Origin of the sequence: Rhizobium laguerreae (genome assembly GCF_019778565.1) — a bacterium.
GTDB lineage: Bacteria > Pseudomonadota > Alphaproteobacteria > Rhizobiales > Rhizobiaceae > Rhizobium > Rhizobium laguerreae.
In genome coordinates this window covers 1-23,263 of record NZ_JAAXQT010000017.1, presented here as the reverse complement: position 1 = coordinate 23,263, position 23,263 = coordinate 1, and the positions used below count along the sequence as shown (strand labels likewise).

Genomic DNA, 23,263 nt, shown 5'->3' with positions numbered 1-23,263 from the left:
CCCCATCTAGCGGAACATCGATCCGCCATCGACATCGAGCGCGGCGCCGTAGGTAAAGCTGGCTGCATCCGAGCACAGGAACATGATTGCCGCCGCCATGTCCTCGGGCCGTCCCATGCGCCGCATCGGCAGATTGCCGGCGATGCGGTCCTTCAGCGACTGGTCGATATGGGAGTGCATCGGGGAATCCGTCGGCCCGGGGTTCAGCGCGTTGATGCGGATCTTCTTGCCCGCAAGTTCCCGCGCCACCGATTTGACCATCGACAAGATCCCGGCTTTCGATGCCGCATAAGCGGTATCGGCGATCAGCCCGCCGCCGCCATGCACGCCGGCATCCGAGGCGATACAGACGATGTTGCCGCCATCGGCGTTGTCGAGCATGCGTTTGACCGCCGCCTGCACGACGAAGAAGCTGCCGAGCAGATTGACATCGAGCACGCGATGCCAATGCGCCCGATCCTGCTCGAATATACGCTTGGCTGTGATGATCGCTGCACATGTCACGACGTTATCGAGACGCGCCAGATTTGCGTCACAAAAATCGAAGGCCTTGTCGATGCTTTCCTGATCGCTGACATCCACCGTCACGGTGTGAATAGCCGCGCCGCCATTGCGCAGTTCCGCACCGTAGCGCTTCAGCCCCGCCTCGTCACGATCCGCCATGACGACTTCCGCGCCCTTGCTGGCGAAGGCCCTTGCCGTTTCAAGACCCATTCCGCTCGCTGCGCCCGTGATAAGGACGCTTCGGCCCGCAAAACTATCGTCGGAAAAGGTAGCATAGGTCCCAGACATCGTCGCAGCGTCCTTCATTAAGGGCAGTCCAACAACCAGTCAGCAGGCCCGCTTCCATCGCTAGTAACGTAGCAACTATGTTATATAGTTGTAAAGCGCAATGTGGAGGCGATACGCAGTCTGGAAACAGAGTTTCGCGTGGCAAATACTCAGGACGGAGGGGCAAACTGTTGATCGCGCTGCTTTCAAAAAGCGCGGCAGGCGGCGAAAATGCGGGCTCGGCAAGGGCGAGGTTCTCGTCCCGAACTGAACTCCGGCGCGATCGTCCAGGGCGACTCCGCGCGAGTCGTGAGCCGGCAATGGGATGGGCGCCGCCCTGCAATGCGCCGCCCCTATTTCTCCGCCGGCGCCACGATCTTCATCACGAACGACGTCGGCGCCTCGCCCGGCCCGAACGGTCCGGGCACCTTGTTGCTCACCGGCGGCAGGCTCTTGAGATAGGCCGCAATCGCCGCGGCGTCAGAGTCGGTGAGCTTCGCCAATGCGGGCCACGGCATGACCGGAGCGAGCATGCGTCCGTCGGGGCGCCTGCCTGTCCGGATCGCAGTGACGATATCACGCTCGCTCCAACGCCCGAGACCCGTCTCCTCATCGGGCGTGAGGTTGGGGCCGTAGAACACCCCGACATCCGGGATCTCGAAACCGACCTCGGAGCCGCCGAGGTGACGCGTCATGTCCGGCTTGCCGAGGAAATGTCCCGGCGTGTGGCAATCGGTGCAGCTCGTGATGGTCACCAGGTATTTCCCCCGTTCGACCAGCTCGCTGTCGGCCGCGCCGGCAGGCGACGATCCAATCGCCGCCGCCAGCGCTGCGAATGCTGCGGGCAACACCCGCCTGGCCGCCCGCGACGCCACGCGCGTGACAGCAGATCCGAAATCGTGAATGCTCATGCTTCCCTCCGTCCCGTTGCTCTGGAGCATGATGCCGAAAAGTGTGCGCGGTTTTCAGACGACATCATGCTCTGATTTAGATCAGGTTTCATATTTTAGGCCGATTGGGCCCAAATCATCCTGATTTAGGGCTTGCGGCCGATCACCGCGCCGTTCGCGGCGGGTGCGTCGAACCAGACCGTCTCGATGTGCCGGAAGCCGGCTTCCTCGAGCCACGCCGAATATTCGGCCGGCGTGTAGTTTCGCCCTTCCGTCTCGATCAGCATGTTGAGGCTCATCAGCGCGGCCGGCGCCGGCCCGGTCTTTTCGTCATTGACGAGAAGCTCGCTAATGATCACTGCGCCGCCGCTCGGCAAAGCCTCGAAGGACCGGCGCAGCAGGGCGCGGTTCTTGGCCTCGTCCCAATCGTGCGGGATCATCGACAGGAGATGCACCTCGTGATCCCCGGGAACCTGTTCGGAGAAGTTGCCGCCGGCGGTCTCGCACGGCGAAATTCGACTCCCTATTTTTGCATAGACGTCGGCGATACCTCAGAAGGTTCGCGGCCCGCCGAGGGTAATCAATAGGCTAACTTCGGTTCTCCAAGCGGTTTGTTTTGCGCCACTCTTCGTATTCTCCGCGGGCATCGTCATGCAGCGGATAGTAGCGCTGCAACGACCCGCCCTCCATAAGCTTCACTCGCGAGAACTCCTCCCAATCGTGATGCTTTTGCGACTCTTCGATTACCTTCGCGGCCATCGCGACTGGAAGTACCACCACCCCGTCATCGTCGGCGACGATGATGTCGCCGGGGATTACCGTGACACCGCCGCAGGCAATCGGAACGTTGACCGCATTCGGATAGATGCTGGTCTGCACATGGTAGTTGGGAGTCCAGCCACGTAGCCATAGAGGGAGATCCAGCTTCTCGACATTGGGCCGATCGCGCATGCACCCATCGATCACGATGCCGGCGCCGCCTCTGCCTTTGAAATAGGTCGACATCATATCGCCGAAGACGCCCGAGCTCATGTCGCCGCGCGCGTCGACCACGACCACATCGCCCTCCTGCACGTGATAAAGCACATGGCGGTGCAACTGCGTCTCCGGATCTGCATATTCTCCCTCGGTGAAGAGGTCCGGCCGCTGCGGCATGAACTGGAGCGTCAGGGCCGGCCCCACGATCGACTTCCCGCGATTCTGCGGCACGGGACCGACCATATGCGGATTGCGGAAGCCCATGTGGCCAAGCGTGCCGGAAATCGTCGCGGCACCGATTTCCTTCAATGCGTCGATCAGTTCTTTGGGCGGTCGCGTAATGTCGGGCGTATGGGTCATTCTAGGCTCCGGTGGATGAAACTACCAGTTCGTAACAGAACCATCGCGGCGCTTCAGGTGAGGCGTTTCCCAGAACCGGAAGCTCTCCGCCTTGATCGCCTCTTCGTTGACCTCTACGCCAAGCCCCGGCAGATCGCTGACCGGATAGTCTGGGCCGTCGAGCCGTGGTTGCACGGGGAAGAAGTCGGAATTATCGAAGCCCAGCTTTGCCTCGGGCACCCTGGTCTCGAGCCAGGCGAAATTCGCTACCGCGGCGGCGAGATGGATGGTCGCGGCCGTGCAGACTGGGCCGAGGGGATTGTGGGGCATCAGGTCCACATAGTGCGCCTCGCTCCAACCGGCGACCTTGATCGCTTCGGTGAGCCCGCCAACATTGCAAACATCGAGCCGGTTGAACTGATGGATGCCACGCTCGATGTAGGGCAGGAATTGCCACTTGCTGGCAAATTCCTCGCCGATGGCGAAGGGGATGTCAGTCATCGTGCGCAGGGATTCGTAGGCCTCGGGTGTCTCGTCTCGTATCGGCTCCTCGAGGAAATCAAGCACGCCGCGGCTGAGCTTGTTACAGAAGCTCGCCGCCTCTGCCACCGACAGCCGATGATGATAGTCGATGCCGAGGACGACCTCGTCGCCCAGCGCCTCGCGCGCCTTGTTCAGCATAGTTGCGGTCGCGCCGATCGACTGGCGCGGTTCAAAGATGTCCTTGCTGTTTTGCCCGATAGGAAAGAAGCGGATCGCCTGCCACCCTTGTTCGCGTAGTTCGCGGGCTCGTTCGATGGCGACATCGCCCTCGGCCTCGTCACCCGTCGAGGCGAAGGTAGGAATACGGTCGCGCTGCATGCCGCCCAACAGTTCGTAGGCCGGCACGCCCAGCGCCTTGCCCTTGATGTCGTGAAGGGCAATGTCGATGGCGGAAATTGCCGCCTGCAGAACGCGCCCGCCTTCAAAGTACTGGCTGCGATAAACTTCTTGCCAGATCCGACCAATCTGCATTGGATCGCGGCCGATGAGAAACTCGCGATAGTGCTCGATCGCGCCGGCCACGGCCTTTTCGCGACCGCTCAAGCCGCTCTCGCCCCAGCCGAAAATGCCGTTGTCGGTCTCGACTTTGACCAGCATCTGGTTGCGCGTTCCAACCCATACTGGATAGGGCTTGATGGCCGTGATTTTAAGCTTCGTAGTCATTCACGCCTCGATTCGCACGCATCGGCTCTGTCTCAGTGGGCCTTGAGGGCCATTTCTGTTTCGCCGTCGAACAGATGCATCCGCTCCTGATCGAACTCGAGCCAAATCTGTTCGTCGGGCGCGACGGCAATGGTCGGCGGCACGCTGACATTGACGATGGCGCCCGAAAGAAACGCCTGCACGAAGGTGACGTCTCCAGTCGGCTCCACCGTGTAGGCCTTGGCAGGAATGCTGCCTGGCACCGCACTCTTGTGCAGCTTGATCGTCGAGTGACGTGCGCCGAGCACGACTTTCTTGGTTGTCGCCCTTGAGACCTTCTGAGCGTTTTCTGGCGAGAGCTCGAGGCGCCAGCCCTCCGCACTCGTCAACACAGTGTTGCCGCTTGCCGTTGACGTCTCCAGCGGAACAAGGCTCATCGCCGGGCTGCCGACGAAGCTGGCGACGAACATGTTCACCGGATGGGCAAAGACCTGCGCCGGTGAATCGTATTGCTGCAGGTAGCCGCCGTTCATCACCGCCATCCTGTCGGCCATGGTTACCGCTTCGAGCTGGTCGTGCGTCACGTAGATGATCGTCGCCTTGAGGTCCTGGTGGAAACGCTTGATCTCCGACCGCATCTGCACGCGCAGCTTTGCGTCGAGGTTGGAGAGTGGTTCATCCATCAGGAATACCGCCGGATCGCGAACGAGTGCACGGCCGAGCGCCACGCGCTGCTGTTGCCCGCCCGAAAGTTCGCGTGGCTTGCGCTCGAGCAGCTGTGTCATGTCGAGCACTCGCGCTGCTTCCTTGACCTTCTTGTCGATCTCGTCCCTTGGCAGTTTGCGCATCTGCAGCGGGAACGCCAGGTTTTTGTAGACCGATTTCTGCGGATAGAGCGCGTAGTTCTGGAACACCATTGCGATGTCGCGGTCCTTGGGGTCGAGGTCGTTGACCACCCGGTCGCCGATGACGATGTCGCCAGATGTGATGGGGATGAGCCCCGCCACAAGATTGAGTGTAGTTGTCTTGCCGCAGCCTGAAGGGCCGACGAGCGCTACAAATTCGCCGTCGTTGACCGTCAGCGAAACATCGTTGACAGCTTTGAAGCTGCCATAGGTCTTGACAAGATCTTTGAGGACCACGTGGGCCACCGGCAACTCCCTAGTGCTTGACTGCGCCTTCTGTGAGGGCGCGTACGAAGTATCGTTGCAGGACGAGGAACAAGACCACGACGGGCACACTCATCATAAAGCTGGCCGCCATAAGGCCGGGAAAGTCCGTCGTATTTTCGGAGAAGAAGCGTTGGATGCCGACCGGCAGTGTCAGCTGGTCGTTCTTGGAGAGGAACGTATAGGCATAGATGTACTCGTTCCACGCGCCGATGAAGGAATAGATCGCCGTCGCGATGATTCCTGGCGCCGAGAGCGGCATCACGATCAGGACAAAGGCCTGGAACCGCGTTGCCCCATCGATGCGCGCGGCCTGCTCGAGTTGCACCGGGATGTTGTCGTAGAAGCCCTTGAGGAGCCAGATTGCCAGCGGCAGGCCGAATGTGAGGTAAGTGAGGATGAGCGAGCTATGCGTGTTCACCAGCCCGATCGCGCGCATCAGGATGAAGAGCGGCACGAGAAAGATCACCGCCGGGAACATGTTGCGAAGCAATACGGCGAAGAACAGAAAGTTCCGGCCTGGGAAAGTGAAGCGCGAAAACGCGTAGGCCGCAGGAACTGCCACGATCACCGAAAGGATGGTCGTGGCAGTGGAGACGAAAAGGCTGTTCCAGAAGAAACGAAGGAAGTCCTGACCGACGCTGTTTTGCGGATCGAGCAGCTTCTGGTAGCTGGCAAGAGTAGGTTGGTCCGGCCACCATTGCGGCGGGAATTGCATCGCCGCGAAGCCGGACTTGATCGACGTGATCAGCATCCAGATCATCGGTAATGCGGTGTAAAGCAGCATGAACACAAGGAAGATGCGTCCGCCCCACCGCCATCCATCGATGCGCATACGGCGACGCGCCTGGCCTTGAGCAGTCTCGACAATCGTGCTCATTCGCTCCCGTCTTTCTGGTCGTTGCCGCTCAGCGCACGAACGTAGAAGTAGCCGAGCGACATCAGGATCAGGAACAGCAGCACCGAATAGGCCGATGCCACCCCCCAGCGCTGGCGGCCGAAGGCGAGTTCGTAAATGTGAGTGATCCAGATATGCGATGCATTCGACGGTCCGCCGCCGGTCATGATCCAGGGGATGATGAAAGAATTGAAGTTGGCCACTGCCAGCAGAAGGATCGTCACCGTCGAGACGTTTCTCAAGTGCGGAAAGGTGACGTGCCAGAACCGCTGCCATGCATTGGCTCCGTCGACTTTTGCGGCGCGCAGCAATTGGTCGGGAACCGTCTGCAGGCCGGCCATCATCATGATCATGGCGAACGGAAATTCTCGCCAGATATTCACGACGATCAGCGAGGGCAACACCGTACTGACGCTGTCGATGAAATTCGGCGGCCGGTCGCTCAATCCCAGGCCAACCAGCACTGAGCCAATGATCCCAAAGTCCGAATGGTAGATCCATTTCCAGATATATGACGCTGCAACCGCGCTGATGACCCAGGGAATGATCAGGATGGCGCGCAGGATGGCGCGGCCGGCGAAGTCACGATGAAGTGCGAGGGCGCAAGCGAACCCCAGGACAAATGCGATGAAAGTCGATCCCGCTGTCCAGATAAGAGTGTTCGAAGTAACCGTCCAGAACACCGGACTTTTGAGGATGGCGGTGTAGTTGTCGAGACCGACGAAAATCTTGTCCCGAAGCTGCAGACCAGGCGGTGTATTGAAGAACGACAGCTCGATCGTGTAATAGATGGGGTAGGCTATGACGATGAGCATCACGGCGATCGCAGGAAGCACGTACGCGTAGTCAGCGCGATGCTCCCAGACCTTTCGCAGCACTCCGGACCTATGAGGTCGCAGTCGTCGGGAAACCTCGGCCTTCCCAGTCAAGATCGTCACCGTGCAGAGCCCTCATCCTTGGGAACAAAACCGGCTGCGACCGATGTGCAGCCGGTCAGATCGTCGGACTTGGACTAGAGCCCACCGTCCATCAGGTCTTTGACCTTCTTGGCCGCATCGTCTGCTGCCTGGTCGACGGTCATGGCCCCAGTCAGAGCATTCTGGAGCATGTCCGGGACGATGATGTTCATGATCTCGGGGGACTGTGGCAGTGCCGGGAACGGGATGCCGTAAGGCAGCATCGAGGTCGTGACATCAAGAAACTTGATGCTGTCCAGGCGTTCCTTCATCCATTTTGTCTTGAAGCCATTGAGGTTCCCCGGGTTCGAGCCGGCATAAGCCATCTTCAGTGACCATTCGGGGCTTGTCCACATGCAGATGATAGCTTTTGCCGCCGGCTCGTCTACCTTGCCGCCTTCGACATATTCGGGCTTCAGGATGTGAATGTTGGAGCCGCCAAACACGACGGCACGCTTGCCGTCGGGGCCAGTCGGAATCAAGCCATAGCGCATGTTGTCGATCACGGTCTGCGCCTTGTCCTTGTCGGTGGCCGTCGCCTTTTTCTGCAGGTCGAGCATGACGTTGTAGTCGGACGGATGCGAGATCATCATGCCGAGCTGGCCAGCGAGGAAGAGGGGCTGGTTGTCGGCCTGCTGGTTGGTGAGCGCCGAAACCGGAACCGACTTGTCGCGAACATACATATCGTAGGAGGCTTGCAATGCCGCTTTGCTCTGCGGGCTATCGAGCTCGACCTTCTTATAGGTCGGGTCGGCGGTGGCCTCGTCGAAGACGCCGCCGCCATAGGCCCACAGCTGCGGCATGAAGCGGTACGGCGTATTGCCGGCATTCTTGCGAGCCACGAGCCCGTAACCGGCAATGCCGAGCTTGTCGTGGATCTGCTTGGAATACTTGACGACGTCGTCCCAGGTTGCCGGAGCCTTGTCCGGATCGAGGCCTGCACGCTTGAAGATGTCGGCGTTCCAGATGAACGCCATCGTCTCGTTGTTGGTTGGAATGCCGTAGGTGACGTCCTCCCAGGTTACAGCCTTCATTGCGCCGGGCCAGAAATCCTCGGTCGAATACCCTACATCCTCAGGTTTGAGCGGCTCCAAATATCCCTTTGAGGCGAACTCGGTGCCGCCCAGGATTTGCAGGCGGACCGCCATGGGCGCTGCATTGCCCAAGAGCGCGGTCCGGAACTTGTCCAAGAGGTCGTTATAGGTGAGGGCTTGTTCCTCAAGCTGGATGTTTGGATAGGTTTTGCGGAAGGTCTCGAAGAACTCCTTGTAATACTGGCGCAGGAGGTCGGGGTCGCCCTCGAACACGCCCTGATACCAGAAAGTCAGCCGCCCCTTGTAGTCGAGAGGGGTGACCTTGCCGCAATCAGCTGCCGTGTCAAAATTCTGTGTGCCGGCAATGGAGCGCACATATTGCGGCGACCACTTGCTCAAGTCGACCGGCGCGCCGAGCGCCGACGCCGACATCAGTGATACCATCAAAGCAGTCGAGACAGTGCCGCGCAGGACGGCGCCGCCGAGTGAAATCCTCGTCATAGGGTATCCTCCAGGTTCTCCTATGCCGCTCTGCGTCGAAGCGAGCGGTCTTTGTTCCCCGGCCGCGGGACTTTCCACCCAATGTATCCCTTTGGCCTAATCATACGTTTTCAGATTGTAGATTGCCTGTCAATTGAATAAATCGTACATTGTTTACAGAAGGCTGGCGTGATATCCGAGCAATGTGTGTATTGATTTGGGGACAGCCTTGGCCGAAACAAGCGATTTTAAAGCAAAGCCACCCGAAGGCATCGACGCTATCGGGGCCTCCAGCGAGGGCGCCTCGCTTTATCAACTGATCAGGGACGACATCATCGAAGGGCGGCTCGCTGCCAACGAGCGGCTTGTAGTCACCGATCTCGCCCGGCGCCACGGCACCTCGACCAACCCCGTGCGCGAGGCTTTGCAACTGTTGCGCGGGGAGGGCTTTGTCACCCTCATTCCCAACCGCGGAGCGCGCGTCCGGCCCATAGATCAGGATTTTGTTCGGGACATCTACGAGATAGGAGTCTTGATCGAGCCGGCACTAACGCGATGGTTCGTGAACATGGCCACCGTCGAGGACATTGCTGAACTCGAACGCATCCAAGGCCTCATTGAAGAGAACAACTTCGCCGACACGTTAAGGCACAGCGAGCTGGACACCGCCTTTCACACCGTAATGTACCAAAAGCACTACAACCGCCATGCCGCCGAGCTTTGGTGGAAGCATCGCGAAGTGCTTCGAGCCGTGAGCCGGCGTTTCAACTTCACGCTCGCCCGGCGTGCCGCGATCCTTAGCGAGCATCGCCAGCTCATCGCGCATGTAAAAGCGGGAAATGCGAACGAGGCAGGCGAACTCATTGCACGCCATGTCGAGGGCTCCGGCCGGCACATCCTCGAACACATGCGCGCGCGTAACGCCGCTCGGGCAGGATAGAATACATAGCCTGGATTATCGCTATCCCGAACATTTCAGTAAAGGCAGTTGAGATGAAAATCACCAGCGTTCGGCCGTGGCTCATCAAGTCCGATGCTTCTTATTGGGGAGAGTTTCTGTTCGTCGAAGTAACGACCGATGAGGGGGTGAGCGGCTGGGGAGAGATCACCACCACGACGAGGCTCGCCAATCGCGCCCTCTGCACGATCCTGAGGCAGATCGGTGCCGCTGTGACAGGCGAGGACCCGGCGCGTATCGAATATCTGTGGCACAAGATATTCCGCAGCTTCACCTACATGGGCAGTCGCGGCGCCGCGGTCGAATGCGTGAGCGCCATTGACATAGCTCTCTGGGATATCCAAGGCAAAGTCTTGGGTAAGCCGATTTACGAGCTGTTGGGCGGGCCGGTACGCGATGAAATTGCTCTCTACACCCACCCCAACCAGGCTAAATTTACCAGCAATGAGGCTGTTGTCCGCGAAATTCGAGACATCGTCGAGTCCGGCCACACTGCGCTCAAGTTCGATCCTTTCCCCCAACAAGGCCGCACCGCCGACGGACAGCCTCGCGAACAGCGGGACGGCTACCTCGATGGCAGCATGACCCGCAAGGATGAGCGCGAAGCCGCCGAACTCACGGCTCTGATCCGCGAAACGGCGGGCTCTGATGTCGACATCCTCATCGATGCGCATGGCCGCTTCGACGTTCCCACCGCCATTCGCCTTTGTCGGAGCCTTGAGGAAGCCGGTCAGATCGACTGGTTCGAGGAGCCCTGCCCACCGGAGAGCCTCAATGCGCTTAGACAGGTCCGTGAGCAGGTCAGCGCCGCTATCTCGTGGGGCGAGCGCGGCCATACGAAATGGGATTTCGTGGCGGTGCTCGAAAACAGACTGGCTGATTACATTATGCCTGATGTCACATGGACCGGCGGCATTACCGAACTCAAGAAGATTTCTGCCCTATGCGAAGCCTACTACATTCCCGTCTCGCCGCATGACGCGGCAGGGCCGATCAACGTGGTTGCGGGAGCGCAGGTGATGATGACCGTTCCCAATTTCTACAAACTCGAAACGTCGGAGTGGAACCTGGGCAAATACGATCACCTCATCGACAGGCCACTCGATGTCTCGAACGGCAGCCTCAAGCTTACGCCCAAGCCTGGTCTCGGCGTTGAAATGAACCGCGACTACCTTCAAAGCCACGAGATAGAGCTGGACTAGCAACCCCTACACCGCCCCAGCGTGGGCGGCGGCAGCCCCGCGGACTAAAACGAGGATAAACCATGCTAGAGGCAGATGGAGCCGACGAGGCGCTCAATCGTGTGAACACGCATTCCAAGCCGTCCGACCTTCGCATCACCGACTTGCGGGTAGCCGAAATCACCGGCGCTCCGTTCGCCTCAGTGCTGCTTAAGATTTACACCAATCAGGGCATCGTCGGGCTTGGCGAGGTGCGCGACGGTGCCAGCGCCACCTACGCGCTGATGCTGAAGAGCCGGCTGCTTGGCGAGAACCCTTGCAATATCGATCGACTGTTTCGCCGGATCAAGCAATTCGGCGGGCACGGCCGGCAAGGCGGCGGCGTATCGGCGGTGGAAATCGCGTTGTGGGATCTTGCCGGCAAGGCCTATGGCGTCCCCGTCTACCAGATGCTTGGCGGCCGTTTTCGGGAAAAAGTGCGCGTCTATTGCGACACCGACGCTACCGTGCCGAGCGGTACCGAGACCGGCAAGCGCCTCAAGCAGCGCATGGAGCTCGGCTTCACCTTCCTCAAGATGGATCTGGGGCTGATGCAGATCGCGGATGTGCCCGGGGCGGTAGTGTCTCCTGCCGGCTCACTTGAAGGCTACCGCGACCACCCCGGCCGCGGTCCGCTGAAGACCATTGAAGAGCGGCGCGTGCGCAACGCTGCATACGATTTGCATAACGTCCCACACCCATTTACCGGCCTCCACTTTTCCGACAAGGGCCTCGACTTCCTTGAGCAATACATTGCCGAGGTTCGTGAGGTCATCGGAATGGATGTGCCGCTCGCAATCGACCATATCGGCCATATCTCGATGCAGAACGGCATCCGCCTTGCCAGGCGAATTGAAAAATACGTGCCAGCCTGGCTCGAGGATGTGATCCCGTGGCAGTATACCGATCAATACCGACAACTGCAGGACGCCACCACAGTGCCGATCTGCACTGGCGAGGACATATACCTCAAGGAAGGCTTCGAGCCTCTGCTCAAGAGCGGCGGCGTCTCCGTTATCCACCCGGACCTGCTCACCAGCGGGGGCATCCTCGAGACCAAGAAGATCGGCGACATGGCGCAGGACCACGGTGTCGCCATGGCGATCCACATGGCAGAAAGTCCAATCGCAGCAATGGCCGCGGCACATGTCGCGATCGCGACTGAAAACTTCATGGCGCTCGAATACCACTCTGTCGATGTCGACTGGTGGGACGATATCGTCACCGGCCTTCCCAGGCCACTGGTGAAGGACGGTTTTGTCACTGTTCCAGACAAGCCGGGCCTGGGGATTGACGACGTCGTCGACGAGGTGATCTCGCAGCATCTGCAGCCGGGTGTCACCGGCATCTGGTTGCCGACGGATCACTGGGACGATGAGTATTCCTGGGATCGCACCTGGAGCTGAGGCGAAGAGGAACGAAGATGAAGATCACCGATCTCCGCTGTGCCGTTATCGGCAAACACCCGATCGTCCGCATCGTTACGGACGAGGGCCTCTATGGCTTGGGCGAAGTCGAATTCACCAAGTCCCACCTCAAGCCCTGGGTACTGCATTTCCGCGAGGCGCTGATCGGCGAGGACCCGACCGACGTCGAGAGAGTAATGTTGAAGATCCGTCAACGCGGCTCTTTCAAGCCGTACGGCGCGGCGGTGAGCGCTATTGAGCATGCGCTGTGGGATATTGCTGGCAAGGCCGCGGGCGTGCCCGTCTATAAACTCCTCGGCGGCAAGGTGCGGGACAAGGTGCGCGTCTACAATGGTTCGATTCGCCAGGAACGCACGGGCGATCGGCCGGAAGATTACGCCGCCGACGTCAAATGGATGATGGAGCAGCCGCAGAACTTCTTCATGGTCAAGCAAGGAATCTCGTTCCACTCCAACATGAAGGACACTGTCGAGGGCTTCCACTACGGCGTGACGCAGAAGAAGGGCGGCTATCACGGTGCCATGGATCAGGGCGTGATCAGCGAGCGCGGTTTCAATCACATGCTCGACTGCGTGATCGCGATGAAGGAAGTGCTGGGCGACAAAGTCAGCCTGGCGCTCGACTGCGGCCCCGGCTGGATGCTGCCCGATGCGATCAAGTTCGCTCGCGCGGTCGAGAAGTACAATTTGATGTGGCTCGAGGACATGCTCACTGGCGACTACGTGCCGTGGGTCAATCCGCAGGCCTATCGGGAACTGACAGCCTCCACCTCGACGCCAATCCACACTGGTGAGCAGATCTACCTGCGGCACAATTTCAAGGAACTGATTGAGACGCAGGCGGTACGCGTCATCGGCCCCGATCCAGCCGATGTTGGCGGCATTGCCGAGCTCAAATGGGTCGCCGAGCACGCCTACATGCACTCGATCCTGATGGCACCGCACGGCATCGCTAACGGCCTGCTTGGCCTCGGCGCGTTGATCAATGTCTGCGCCACCTTGCCGGCAAATTACATCGCCTTCGAATATCCGACCGCCTCCGATCCCTGGTGGCAGGATCTGGTAATCGGCTTGCCGCCGCAGATCGTGAAGGACAGCATGGTGGACCTACTGGAAGCGCCGGGGCTTGGCCTTGATATCGACGCCGAAGCGGCCAGGAGATATCTTAGCGAAGAGGATGCGGGCTTCTTCGACTGAACCTCCCTCCCCTCTATATCGTCGGCGATCGCAGCCGCTGGGAAACCTTGCCTTACTTCAGGGAGGCAGCGAGTGCCCTGGAAGCAATACAGGCAGCCGAATTCCTGGCCCGGAATGAATTGAACTGAAAGATCCGGATTACCGCATCCTGGATGCCTGCCTTGACTCACTTTTGGAACGCAAAAAGCCCGCACGGGGCGGGCTTTTGAGTATGTGTATGTTGGAATTTGGTTGAATACGCCTGGCGGAGTGCCGGCGTCGTGCATCAACTGGGCAAAGAGCAGAGCGCTATAGGGTGACAGCTCACTGGGCTTGAGGACAATGGTGCAGCCTGCCGCGATTGCGGGGCGACCTTGGCGGTGATCTGGTAGAGCGGCCAGTTCCATGGTGTGATCAGGGCGCATACCCCGATCGCCTCCTTGGCGGTCGCGGTACGCCCATCAATCGTCACAAACCGGAATTTTTCAAGAGTTTCCATCTGGACGCGGATGTGTTCCGCAGCGAAAGGAACCTGGGATGCCCTCGCGAAGCTGATCGCCGCTCCCATCTCCATAACGAGGGCTTCCGCGAAGCTCTCCGCTCGTTCCTTCAGGAGCGAATGCATCCTGCCGAGTAGAGCGGACCTATCGGACACAGGCAATTGAGAGAAGGCGGGGAAGACTTTGCGCGCCGCTCCAACCGCGATGTCGACGTGACTAGCACCGCCCGCAGCAAGATGTCCAACAACCCGTTCCGAGGCGGGATCCACGACCGGCAGATGGGTTACATCCGCAAATTCCCGCCATTCCCCGCCAAGGTAGAATTGGTTTTCTCGCTCGGTCACCATAGTTTCACCTCGCGTCAAACGTTGCGGCCATTCCGAGCTGCCCGAGGAAGATGCCCGGAAAGACTGGAAGATGACAATTCATGTCGTCTGAATGGTTGCTTAAGAAGCGTGTTAACGAGAAAACTCGTCGTCGGACCTGACACAGATGGTATCGGCCATACTTCCGTATGTCCGTTCAAAAGCTCGGAGGTGGGCATGGCGGCACGCTCGGCGTCAGCCGACCGAGTGTTGAGTCCAGTCAACAGGAAAGCAACACCCCCTGGCTTGCCGCACAAGTCGACCGCAACAGCTCGGACCTCGACGAGGATCGGCAAAGTCTTTGCACCCCGGCGGGGCTTCTCAAGTTGATCGCATTCCCTTCATATAGGTTCGCCGATCGGTGTGTTTTTGGGAATGGGGAAGACAGACATGATTTCAAAGGGCGCAGAAGAAGCATTCTCCCCGACGGGGTCTGCTTCCGCATCACAGGTCTCTCGTCCAGCTGCTTTCGAACAGAAGATGGCAGACTTCAACTCGGAGCTTCACGCTCGCCCGTCAATTTATTTTACCGGGCCGGCGATCGTCGAGCACGTTGCTTTCATGCCGTCGGATGGCGTGATCAATGAGTTCCATGATAGTCTCGAAGCCGACGGTGGAATTTCAGTCAGAGTGGAACGGCACACTGAGTTCGTGACGGTCACGCGGGTCCGAAAATTGGCCAGCGAGCCCGAGGGTTGGCCGGACACTGACCTTTGTGAAGGTGATTTTGCCCGGCTAGCAGGGTTGAGCTCTCCTCTGCTCGTTTGCCACGTTAGTATCCTTGTCCTCGGGAACCCTCCTGACCAGCTGGGAACGGTTCTGAAAAGCCTCGACTTCGGCGATACCGCCGCGTCGTTGATCGGCGGCGAGGCGGCGCAGGTCTGCTCCGACTTTCGCGTTCGAGGGGACAATTCAAGCAGAATCATCCTGTTCAACAAGAACCTGAATGCACATCGCCTGGGGCGCATGGTCCGTCGCATATTTGAGATCGAAACCTATAGGTCAATGGCGCTGCTCGGATTGCCGGAGGCGCGTCGTCTTGCCCCGCTTCTGGGCGGATATGACGCGGAACTTGTCCGGCTGACCAACCGCAACTTGAGTACGCCTGCACATCAGCACAAGCAATTGCTCGAAGAGATTACTGTTCTCTCGTCGCATATCATCTCAGCCACCGCCGAGACCAGAAACAGGTTTGGCGCAACCGCTGCCTACGCCAAAATCGTTGAAGAGAGGATTGCCGTTTTACGGGAAACCCATGTCCCTGGCTTTCAACGGTTCGGTACCTTCGTGCAGCGCCGGTTCAAGCCTGCGATTCGTACCTGCGAAGCAACCGCATTGAGGCTTGAGCAGCTATCAAGGGCTGCGATGCACCTGCTCGACCTGCTGCAAACCCGAATCCAGGTCGAGATTGAGTTCCAGAACGCTACACAGATCCAGGCGATGGCTGATCGGGCCGCGACGCAGGTCAAGATCCAGCGCGCGGTCGAAGGCTTCTCGATGATTGCAATTAGCTACTACTTGCTGAGCTTGATGAAATTTATATATGAGACAGCCGACCACGCAGGATTCCATTTCGATCCGGTGATCATGCTCGTCGCTGTTCCGGTGGTTGTGGGATCTGTTGTGATCACCATCCTCCGCGTCAAGCATGCCTTAAAGGCAGAGAGCTAGAGGTAGCGCAGCCCGACCCGGGAATGCTTGATCAATCAACGCGAATCTACTGTATCTCCAGCCAGCGCTTCGGCTGGCGGCCTAAAACCGATTTATGGAACTTGGTTGCCCGTCATCGCACCAATGATGGACTCAATCGATTTGCCTCAAAACGATGATTGCTCGAGCGAGGATTTCGCAGAGCCTATCAAAAGGTGCTGATTGGATTAACGTCAAATAAACCGGGCTCCCGCAAATTGAGGAATGGCGTGATCAGCACGGCATCGGGCCCTGGGCCGCAACTGCAAATTGGCGGCGATGGGAACGCAGATCATGATCAGAATACCTTCCTTAATATCGAAAAAATGGTGGCCTTTCTGCAACGATCGCACCGGTAACATCGCCCTATCTTTTGCGCTGTTGCTTGTCCCGCTGATCGGTGCTGTCGGCGCCAGCCTTGACTATGTGCGGGCGTACAACACTCGCTCGAAAATGCAGTCCGACTTGGATACCGCTCTCCTTGCCGCCATTAAAAGCGTTGGCTCAGTCGATGAGGCGGCCCTGCAAAAGCGTGTCGAGCAATGGTTTGCGGCCCAAACGGACCTGAGTGCTTCAGCCTATGAGGTGGCAGACATCGGGGTCGACGTCACGAACGTCACTATAACCGCGACAGCGCGATCAACCGTCCCCACAACGCTGATGCAAGTTCTCGGCGTAAAAATTGTTGACGTCAGCGTGTCATCGACCGTGCAAGGCCCCGGCCAAGCCTATATGAACGTTTATGTCGTATTGGATAAATCGGCGTCTATGCTGTTGGCAGCGACGGCGCAAGGACAGAGTACAATGCTTTCGTCCCCGGCCAAATGCGCTTTCGCTTGCCACACCGCGGAAGGGACGACCTTCAAATACAAAGGAAAGACATACAGCAACGTTTACGACCTCTCGGTTGCAATGGGCATCAAGCTTCGAGCCGATGTGTCTGTCTCGGCAGTAGGCGAGATTCTCAATCTGGTCGCGGTTTCAGATCCGAAGGAGGAACGCATTAAGGTTGGCCTCTATACGCTGGGGCAAACGACTAAAGAAGTTCTCGCACCAGCCCTTTCGATATCCTCCGTGCGCAAACTTCTGACATCAAACTCGAGCGGCCTCACGAGTTCATCATCGGAAGCCGGGACTTACTTCGATAGCTCGCTCACCTCACTTGGGAAACTCGTTGGTAACGGTGGCGACGGAAAGACGGCGGGCAACCCAAAGAAATTGGTCCTCCTGCTGACGGACGGCGTCCAGTCTGAACGAAATTGGGTTCTCCAGAGCAACTCTGGCATTCGTTTTCCAAGCTCCGCAAGCATATTGCAGACGGTCGTGACGCCGCTCAATTCAAAGTGGTGCCAATCCATCAAGGATCAGAACGTTTCCTTCGGCGTGCTCTATACGGAATATCTGCCGATGACGTGGGATTGGGGCTATAACGCCACGGTCGGCAAAACCATGAACAGTAGCAGCTTCGCGTCGGTCTGGAATGGTACCATTGCTAGCGGAGGAGGCGCCAAAACCCGACTTGAATACATTCCGATAGCTCTGAAAGAGTGCGCATCAGCCAAGGATCTTTTCCTGCACGCCGAATCCGAAGACGAGATCAAAGCAGGGCTTTCCGAGCTCTTCAAGCAGTATCTGTCCAAAGTGCGGCTCGCGAGCTAAGCCATGAAGCGCTTTGCGAAATCAATCCTACATACTCATGACGGCGCAGCGGCGGTCGAGTTCAGCTTGCTCGTCTTTCCGTTCTTCGTCATCATTTTCGGCATTCTCGATGTTGCGCTGATGTTCTTCGTCGATGGCTCGCTCGACTCCGCACTTCATATGGCGGCGCGTGATGTTCGCACAGGGCGGGCCTCGATTGAGAAATGGAATCTCGCTAGTTTCAAACAGGAGGTGTGCGGCGGAATGGCGCTCGCCTTCGACTGCGGCAACAGCCTGCTCATCGTCACGAAGGTCATGGACGACTTTTCGGCGGTGACGTTCACGTCGGCGGTCAGTAACCGTGCGCTCTCGATCAACGAGAGTTTCGCTGGTGGGGCGCCGGGCGACTACGTTATGATTCAAGCATTCCTCCCCTGGACCAGTTGGTTATCGTCGATGGGCGTCGATACGGCGCATCTGGCGGACGGACGCTATGTTCTCTCAGCATCGGCCCTGTTTCGCAATGAACCCTATGAAAACTGATCATGCTTGCGGCTTGCCGCCGAGACCCATCGAAAACCGATTGGTGCGGATTGGCCTTCGAGGTTGTCTACGCGACAAACGAGGGCAGTCGGGCATCGAGTTCGCACTCCTCCTACCGCTGATGTTACTTTTGATCGCCGCGACGATCGATTTGGGTCAGGCGTTGATGATCCGTCGAAAGATTAACCAGATAGCCGCAATAACGGGTGATATCATCTCCCAGGAAGACTCGTGGGTATCTTCCGATGTGACGACGGTGCTCAAAGGGGGAGCTTCAACCCTCAGCCCATTTGACGCGACGGACCTCAAGATTGTCGTGAGCGTTTTGGATATCGACGCGGTCGGGAACGGCAAGGTCAACTGGTCGAGAGGTTTTCAGACCGAGGCACTAGCCGCTGGCACCGCATGGCCTCAACCCATCCCTGTCAGCGTTGTCGAGAGCGGTGTACAGATGGTCGTGACTCGCGTTGACTACAACGTCAAGTCTGCTCTCACCGGCCTGCTGACCGCTTTAACCGGGATAGAAATTTACAGTTTCACCGGAACGTCTATAGCGCGCCCGCGCGTCGGTGACAGTGTGAAAGTAAAATAGCGCGATACTCACAGGCAAGCCCCGCGAGGCGGCAGAGTTGAAAATCAGCGCCGGTTGGCCACCGAAAAGCTGACCAGCAATTTTTGCCGTCTTCAGCGGCCCGAACTGCTAGATGCAGCGTCCAATGGAGAGTTGCACCAGCGCCCTGGTTACGGTTAAGGGGTAGCGAAACGATCAATCCGGCGAAGGATGAACGGTGGCCCGCGGCGCGGACAACGACCAACGCTGGGGGGCGGCCGGCGCCGCGGCGGCTTCGGCAAACGGTTTCACTTCAACATCGTCCCGCCCACGTCGCTTTTCGATCAACATCACAAATGCGTCCGAAAACGTGACCTTGCCCCGTTGAAATAATCCATTTTGAAGTAAGCTCTGGCCCATTTGAGGTGCTCCCCGATTTTGGGCCAGCGGGAGCTGGAATTTTCCGGGGTTATGGCTCAGCTCGGCGAGGGTGCCGATGAGCCGTTCAAAAGCGAGATCGGCACCTTGTTGCCGATCGTGCCATGTGGCCGAACCTCATTGTACAACACGACGACAGAACACCCACAGGACGGAGGTTCGTGAGCTTTTATATCCGTGGCATCCTTGGTGCGGTCAGCTCGTGCATGTCCATGATGCGCTGGCCAAAGGTACGGACATTTTCCGCTGCAGCCTATCTGGTGCTTCTTCTGATCGGCTTTTTGAAGTCCCATCATGGATGTTCGACCGTTCCGTGAGCGGATATTGGCGCAGCCTGCCAGTTCCGCATGTCGATCTCGCGAGCCTGCATGCTTTGGCAAAGTTACTGGAAGACGCCGACGCCTCATCGCAATCTGCGGTAATGGGCGCAGCATTGGTCTCTCACGAAACGAGTCGGAGAGATGTCCATGCCTCGCCAGTCCATGACATGCCAGTTCGATCTGTTTTCGGCTCCGCAGAGGGGGATGACCGCAGGCATGCCACAATGGCCGGAGTTGCCGGAGGAAACCCGCCAGGCGCTGACGGTTCTCATCGTGCGGCTGTTCGTCGATCACGCAAACTGCGAGCGCACCTCCCAGCAGAAGGAGGCCGGTCATGCTGCATGAGAAGATCGGGCCGCACCATCTGGAGCGGAAGGCTATTCTCTATGTTCGGCAGTCCTCGGCTCACCAGGTTCTGCACAATCGCGAAAGCAGTACCCTTCAATACGCCATGCGCGATCGCCTGACAGCACTTGGTTGGTCGCGCATTGAGACGGTGGATGACGATCTTGGTCGTTCGGCCGCCGGTGGTGTAACCCGCGCCGGTTTTGACCGGATGGTCGCCGAGGTCTGCCTTGGCAAGGTGGGGGCGGTAGCGGCACGCGAGGTATCGCGTTTTGCCCGCAACAGCCGCGATTGGCAGCAGCTCATCGAGATGTGCCGCGTCGTTGATACCGTTCTGATCGATCAGGAAGCGGTCTACGCACCACGCCAGGGCAATGACCGGCTGCTCTTGGGCCTGAAGGGCAGCCTCAACGAGTATGAGCTCGATCTCTTACGTCAGCGTTCCCTTTCCGCCCGCTACGAGAAGGCACGCCGCGGAGAGCTTGTCGTCACGGTGCCGGTCGGCTTTTTGAAGGTCGGTGACAGGATCGAGAAAGATCCCGACCGGCGCATCCAGGACGCCATTGCGTTGGTCTTCAACAAAGTCGCCGAACTTGGCAGTGCACGGCAGGCGCTTCTATGGTTCCTCGAACACGGGTTGGATTTGCCCGTCAGGCGCGCGGACGGTGATGTCATCTGGCGCAGACCCAACTATGCGACCATCCACCGGATGATTGCGAACCCGATCTACGGCGGCGCTTATGCTTATGGTAAGAGTCGTTCCGTCCCGGGATACGGTGGCCGATCTGGAATTCGCCGCAAGGTGCGTGATGAATGGTTGGCGCTGATCCCGGACGCACACGAAGGTTACATCAGTTGGGAAAGGGCGGAGGAGATCCGCAAGATGGTCAGCGACAATGTACCGGCCAGTCGCCATCATGGAGCGCCGAAGCATGGCGACGCTCTGCTTGCCGGCCTTTTCCGCTGCAAAAGGTGCGGCCGGAAGCTGACGGTTCGTTACACAGGAGCCAACCATAACATCCCGCGCTATTCCTGTTGGCGAGGGTTGCTCGACAACGGCGAACCACGTTGCATCGCCTTCGGCGGTTTGCGGGTCGATGATGCGATCGAGGAGGCAGTGCTCGGGGTGGTCGAACCAGGAGCTATTGCCGCCGCCATCGAGGCGGAACGCCGTATGGCCAGCCAACGCGACCAGGTTCAGGATGCCCTGCTGCGCGATCTCGAGGCAGCGCGCTATGCCGCCGACCGGGCATTCCGGCAATACGACGCGGCTGATCCGGAGAACAGGCTGGTGACGTCGGAGCTCGAAGCACGCTGGAACACGGCGCTCGCTCGCGCCGGCGAGATCGAAGCCAAGATTGCCAAACATCGGACGGTTGCGCCGCAGCCGATCCCCATGTCCGCATCCCAGGTAGCCGCACTAGCGGGGAACCTCCGCGCCGTCTGGACGGCGCCGACAACCGATGCAAGGCTGAAGAAGCGTATCGTGCGAACGCTCATCAATGAAGTGGTTGCCGATCTCGATGATGGAACCTCCGAGATCGTCCTCGTCATCCATTGGGTTGGGGGTGTCCACACCGAGCTGCGCCTGCCGAAGCGGCGCCGCGGGCAAAGAAACGCGACGCCTGACGATATTGTCGACGCCGTACGACAGCTCGTCCTTATCGCCAATGACGATGTGATTGCCGGTGTCCTCAATCGAAACGGACTGACGACCGGCAATGGCAATCGGTGGACACGGGAGCGGGTCACCGCGCTGAGGTCATATCGCAAGATTCCGGTCTTCCGTCCCCGGGTCGACGGGGTCGAGCCGTGGCTTAATCTGGGCGGTGCGGCGAAGTTGCTCGGGATAACGCCAAAAACGCTGCGTCTGGCGGCCGAGGCTGGCCAGATCGAGGGGGCTCATCCGCTACCCGACGGCCCATGGATCTTCAGCCGTTCAAAACTCGCCACCCCGCAAGCACATCAGATCCTCGATCGCGCCCGGCAGAACCCTCGACACCCCACAGGATCGCATCCAGATCAGGAAAACTTATTCCCTTCAACAACATAGAAAGATGGGCGTTATGAAACAGGATTGTAGTCTCTACGCCAATCCTCCATCTTTTGCGGGCATCCGCAAGGGTCAGGAACCAATGGGCGTTCAGGCACTCGGCCCGGAACTTGCCGTTGAAACTTTCGATGTAGCTGTTGTCGGTCGGCTTGCCAGGCCGCGAGAAGTCGAGCACCACGCCCTTATGGTAGGCCCACAGGTCGAGGTCGCGCGAGATGAATTCGCTGCCATTATCGACTCGTATGGAGGCTGGATACCCGACCTGCCGGCATACCCGCTCAAGCGTCTGTACCACGTCTTCGCCTTTGTAGCTGAAGCGAGCGTCGACTGCCGGCGAGAAGCGAGAGAAGGTATCGACGACTGTCAAAACCCTGATCTTGCGGCCGGTAGCCAACTGGTCGTGAACGAAATCCATCGCCCAGACATGGTTGGAATGGGTCGGTTCCGTGCGCTCAGCCCGCAGCTTCGCTTTGACCCGTCGCTTCGGAACCTTGTTGCGGAGCTGGAGGTCCATCTCCTTGTAAAGGCGATAGATTCGTTTCGGATTGACAGGCCATCCGTCACGTCTGAGCAGGACATGAACACGGCGATAGCCGTAGCGCACCCGTGTCTGGCAGATGTCCCTGATCTTCAGCTTCAACTCGGCCTGCTCGCCGCGCCTGGACTTGTAGACATACAGCGACCGATCGATCTTCAACACCGAACATGCGCGCCGGATCGAGACCTTCCAGTCCGCCGTGACCGTGTCGACAAGCTTGCGCTTGCGGGCAGGCCTCAGAGCTTTTTTGACAGCACGTCCTGGAGCATGGCCTTGTCCAGTGACAGGTCCGCGACGATCCGCTTCAGCTTGGCATTCTCCTCTTCGAGCTGGCGAAGACGCTTCATCTCCGACGGCATCAGCCCAGCGTATTTTTTGCGCCAGTTGTAAAACGTCGCGTCCGAAATTCCCGCCTTGCGGCAGACTTCGCCGATCGGCGTTCCATCTTCCGCTTGCTTCAGCACGAATGCGATCTGCGCTTCCGAAAACTTCGAGGGCTTCATCGAATTCTCCTCTTCTTCCCACCAGGGATCATAAGTGGAAAATTCCAGTTCCAAATGGCCTAATTTATTGGGGGCACGTCAGGATTACTGCATCCTGGATGCCTGCCTCGACCCACTTTTGGAACGCAAAAAGCCCGCACGAGGCGGGCTTTTGAGTATGTGTATGTTGGAATTTGGTTGCGGGGGCAGGATTTGAACCTGCGGCCTTCAGGTTATGAGCCTGACGAGCTACCGGGCTGCTCCACCCCGCGCCATGTGCAAATCCCGAAGGGATTTGTCGCGTCTGAGTAAACGCCTTTGG

The 23,263-nt window shown here is 58.7% G+C and carries 20 protein-coding genes, 1 tRNA gene and 2 pseudogenes; 10 read left to right on the top strand and 13 right to left on the bottom strand.

What is annotated here, in order from left to right:
* Positions 1-6: 6 nt before the first annotated feature.
* The 9 genes from HFO71_RS33705 to HFO71_RS33665 all read right to left on the bottom strand — a co-directional run bounded on the left by HFO71_RS33705 (position 7) and on the right by HFO71_RS33665 (position 8,721).
* On the bottom strand, positions 7-810 hold the full coding sequence (locus HFO71_RS33705; RefSeq protein ID WP_131642824.1) for an SDR family NAD(P)-dependent oxidoreductase: 804 nt from the start codon (positions 808-810) through the stop codon (positions 7-9).
* Positions 811-1,124: 314 nt separating this feature from the next.
* Positions 1,125-1,682, bottom strand: coding sequence for a c-type cytochrome (locus tag HFO71_RS33700; RefSeq protein ID WP_221969750.1), 558 nt, complete (start codon positions 1,680-1,682; stop codon positions 1,125-1,127).
* A gap of 125 nt (positions 1,683-1,807) precedes the next feature.
* The gene (locus HFO71_RS33695; protein WP_312895275.1) at positions 1,808-2,176 is read right to left on the bottom strand and encodes a methyltransferase; all 369 of its coding nucleotides are present in this window, start codon (positions 2,174-2,176) and stop codon (positions 1,808-1,810) included.
* Between the two features lie 73 nt (positions 2,177-2,249).
* Positions 2,250-2,999: a ribonuclease activity regulator RraA gene (locus HFO71_RS33690; RefSeq protein WP_168321977.1), complete on the bottom strand. Its 750-nt coding sequence runs from the start codon at positions 2,997-2,999 to the stop codon at positions 2,250-2,252.
* 21 nt (positions 3,000-3,020) lie between these two features.
* Entirely contained in the window at positions 3,021-4,184 is a 1,164-nt protein-coding gene (locus HFO71_RS33685; protein ID WP_221969749.1) for a mandelate racemase/muconate lactonizing enzyme family protein, read from the bottom strand.
* Between the two features lie 32 nt (positions 4,185-4,216).
* On the bottom strand, positions 4,217-5,314 hold the full coding sequence (locus tag HFO71_RS33680) for an ABC transporter ATP-binding protein (protein ID WP_131666203.1): 1,098 nt from the start codon (positions 5,312-5,314) through the stop codon (positions 4,217-4,219).
* A 10-nt stretch (positions 5,315-5,324) separates the two neighbouring features.
* On the bottom strand, positions 5,325-6,212 hold the full coding sequence (locus tag HFO71_RS33675) for a carbohydrate ABC transporter permease (RefSeq protein ID WP_131666204.1): 888 nt from the start codon (positions 6,210-6,212) through the stop codon (positions 5,325-5,327).
* Positions 6,209-7,168 (bottom strand): carbohydrate ABC transporter permease, encoded by a 960-nt coding sequence (locus tag HFO71_RS33670; RefSeq protein ID WP_027663776.1) that lies wholly within the window; start codon positions 7,166-7,168, stop codon positions 6,209-6,211. Before HFO71_RS33670 ends, HFO71_RS33675 begins: the two co-directional genes overlap by 4 nt.
* Positions 7,169-7,242: 74 nt before the next feature.
* The gene (locus tag HFO71_RS33665; RefSeq protein ID WP_017961866.1) at positions 7,243-8,721 is read right to left on the bottom strand and encodes an ABC transporter substrate-binding protein; all 1,479 of its coding nucleotides are present in this window, start codon (positions 8,719-8,721) and stop codon (positions 7,243-7,245) included.
* Positions 8,722-8,929: 208 nt separating this feature from the next.
* Here HFO71_RS33665 and HFO71_RS33660 point away from each other — a divergent pair, with 208 nt between their 5' ends.
* From HFO71_RS33660 to HFO71_RS33645, 4 genes are all read left to right on the top strand, one after another.
* Positions 8,930-9,640, top strand: a complete 711-nt coding sequence (locus HFO71_RS33660; protein WP_221969747.1) for a GntR family transcriptional regulator — start codon at positions 8,930-8,932, stop codon at positions 9,638-9,640.
* 32 nt (positions 9,641-9,672) lie between these two features.
* Positions 9,673-10,860, top strand: coding sequence for a mandelate racemase/muconate lactonizing enzyme family protein (locus HFO71_RS33655; protein WP_338150506.1), 1,188 nt, complete (start codon positions 9,673-9,675; stop codon positions 10,858-10,860).
* A gap of 62 nt (positions 10,861-10,922) precedes the next feature.
* A complete protein-coding gene (locus HFO71_RS33650) occupies positions 10,923-12,284 on the top strand; it encodes a mandelate racemase/muconate lactonizing enzyme family protein (protein WP_168257738.1) in 1,362 nt (453 codons plus the stop codon).
* Positions 12,285-12,301: 17 nt separating this feature from the next.
* A complete protein-coding gene (locus HFO71_RS33645; protein WP_221969741.1) occupies positions 12,302-13,501 on the top strand; it encodes a mandelate racemase/muconate lactonizing enzyme family protein in 1,200 nt (399 codons plus the stop codon).
* Positions 13,502-13,725: 224 nt separating this feature from the next.
* On the opposite strand, the pseudogene HFO71_RS33640 reads toward HFO71_RS33645, so the two are convergent.
* Positions 13,726-14,327, bottom strand: a pseudogene (locus tag HFO71_RS33640) (aldehyde dehydrogenase family protein); the annotation flags it as partial.
* A 408-nt stretch (positions 14,328-14,735) separates the two neighbouring features.
* Here HFO71_RS33640 and HFO71_RS33635 point away from each other — a divergent pair.
* From HFO71_RS33635 to HFO71_RS33620, 4 genes are all read left to right on the top strand, one after another.
* Positions 14,736-16,016: a DUF3422 domain-containing protein gene (locus tag HFO71_RS33635; RefSeq protein WP_221969739.1), complete on the top strand. Its 1,281-nt coding sequence runs from the start codon at positions 14,736-14,738 to the stop codon at positions 16,014-16,016.
* 312 nt (positions 16,017-16,328) lie between these two features.
* Entirely contained in the window at positions 16,329-17,693 is a 1,365-nt protein-coding gene (locus HFO71_RS33630; protein WP_221989025.1) for a TadE/TadG family type IV pilus assembly protein, read from the top strand.
* A 3-nt stretch (positions 17,694-17,696) separates the two neighbouring features.
* Positions 17,697-18,215, top strand: coding sequence for a TadE/TadG family type IV pilus assembly protein (locus HFO71_RS33625; RefSeq protein ID WP_221969736.1), 519 nt, complete (start codon positions 17,697-17,699; stop codon positions 18,213-18,215).
* Positions 18,205-18,807 carry a TadE/TadG family type IV pilus assembly protein gene (locus tag HFO71_RS33620; RefSeq protein WP_221969735.1) on the top strand — a complete coding sequence of 201 codons (603 nt, stop codon included), beginning with the start codon at positions 18,205-18,207 and terminating at the stop codon, positions 18,805-18,807. The genes HFO71_RS33625 and HFO71_RS33620 overlap by 11 nt, the downstream gene beginning before the upstream one ends.
* 174 nt (positions 18,808-18,981) lie before the next feature.
* Here HFO71_RS33620 and HFO71_RS33615 read toward each other — a convergent pair whose 3' ends face one another.
* Positions 18,982-19,185: a hypothetical protein gene (locus HFO71_RS33615; protein ID WP_221969734.1), complete on the bottom strand. Its 204-nt coding sequence runs from the start codon at positions 19,183-19,185 to the stop codon at positions 18,982-18,984.
* A 485-nt stretch (positions 19,186-19,670) separates the two neighbouring features.
* Between HFO71_RS33615 and HFO71_RS33610 the strand changes: the two genes are divergently transcribed.
* Entirely contained in the window at positions 19,671-19,868 is a 198-nt protein-coding gene (locus HFO71_RS33610) for a hypothetical protein (RefSeq protein ID WP_221989024.1), read from the top strand.
* Positions 19,858-21,921 carry a recombinase family protein gene (locus tag HFO71_RS33605; RefSeq protein ID WP_221989023.1) on the top strand — a complete coding sequence of 688 codons (2,064 nt, stop codon included), beginning with the start codon at positions 19,858-19,860 and terminating at the stop codon, positions 21,919-21,921. Before HFO71_RS33610 ends, HFO71_RS33605 begins: the two co-directional genes overlap by 11 nt.
* Before the next feature lie 23 nt (positions 21,922-21,944).
* On the opposite strand, the pseudogene HFO71_RS33600 reads toward HFO71_RS33605, so the two are convergent.
* Positions 21,945-22,962: pseudogene (locus HFO71_RS33600) on the bottom strand (IS3 family transposase); the annotation flags it as partial.
* Positions 22,963-23,136: 174 nt separating this feature from the next.
* A tRNA-Met gene (locus HFO71_RS33595) sits at positions 23,137-23,213 on the bottom strand.
* Positions 23,214-23,263: the final 50 nt, after the last annotated feature.

Bases quoted from the DNA above. Each gene is read 5' to 3' on its own strand.
- HFO71_RS33620 (WP_221969735.1), top strand. From the start codon at position 18,205: ATGAAAACTGATCATGCTTGCGGCTTGCCGCCGAGACCCATCGAAAAC.
- HFO71_RS33605 (WP_221989023.1), top strand. From the start codon at position 19,858: ATGCTGCATGAGAAGATCGGGCCGCACCATCTGGAGCGGAAGGCTATT.
- HFO71_RS33700 (WP_221969750.1), bottom strand. From the start codon at position 1,682: ATGAGCATTCACGATTTCGGATCTGCTGTCACGCGCGTGGCGTCGCGG.
- HFO71_RS33705 (WP_131642824.1), bottom strand. From the start codon at position 810: ATGAAGGACGCTGCGACGATGTCTGGGACCTATGCTACCTTTTCCGAC.
- HFO71_RS33685 (WP_221969749.1), bottom strand. From the start codon at position 4,184: ATGACTACGAAGCTTAAAATCACGGCCATCAAGCCCTATCCAGTATGG.
- HFO71_RS33610 (WP_221989024.1), top strand. From the start codon at position 19,671: ATGCCTCGCCAGTCCATGACATGCCAGTTCGATCTGTTTTCGGCTCCG.
- HFO71_RS33630 (WP_221989025.1), top strand. From the start codon at position 16,329: ATGATCAGAATACCTTCCTTAATATCGAAAAAATGGTGGCCTTTCTGC.
- HFO71_RS33650 (WP_168257738.1), top strand. From the start codon at position 10,923: ATGCTAGAGGCAGATGGAGCCGACGAGGCGCTCAATCGTGTGAACACG.
- HFO71_RS33635 (WP_221969739.1), top strand. From the start codon at position 14,736: ATGATTTCAAAGGGCGCAGAAGAAGCATTCTCCCCGACGGGGTCTGCT.
- HFO71_RS33690 (WP_168321977.1), bottom strand. From the start codon at position 2,999: ATGACCCATACGCCCGACATTACGCGACCGCCCAAAGAACTGATCGAC.
- HFO71_RS33645 (WP_221969741.1), top strand. From the start codon at position 12,302: ATGAAGATCACCGATCTCCGCTGTGCCGTTATCGGCAAACACCCGATC.
- HFO71_RS33615 (WP_221969734.1), bottom strand. From the start codon at position 19,185: ATGGGCCAGAGCTTACTTCAAAATGGATTATTTCAACGGGGCAAGGTC.
- HFO71_RS33675 (WP_131666204.1), bottom strand. From the start codon at position 6,212: ATGAGCACGATTGTCGAGACTGCTCAAGGCCAGGCGCGTCGCCGTATG.
- HFO71_RS33625 (WP_221969736.1), top strand. From the start codon at position 17,697: ATGAAGCGCTTTGCGAAATCAATCCTACATACTCATGACGGCGCAGCG.
- HFO71_RS33665 (WP_017961866.1), bottom strand. From the start codon at position 8,721: ATGACGAGGATTTCACTCGGCGGCGCCGTCCTGCGCGGCACTGTCTCG.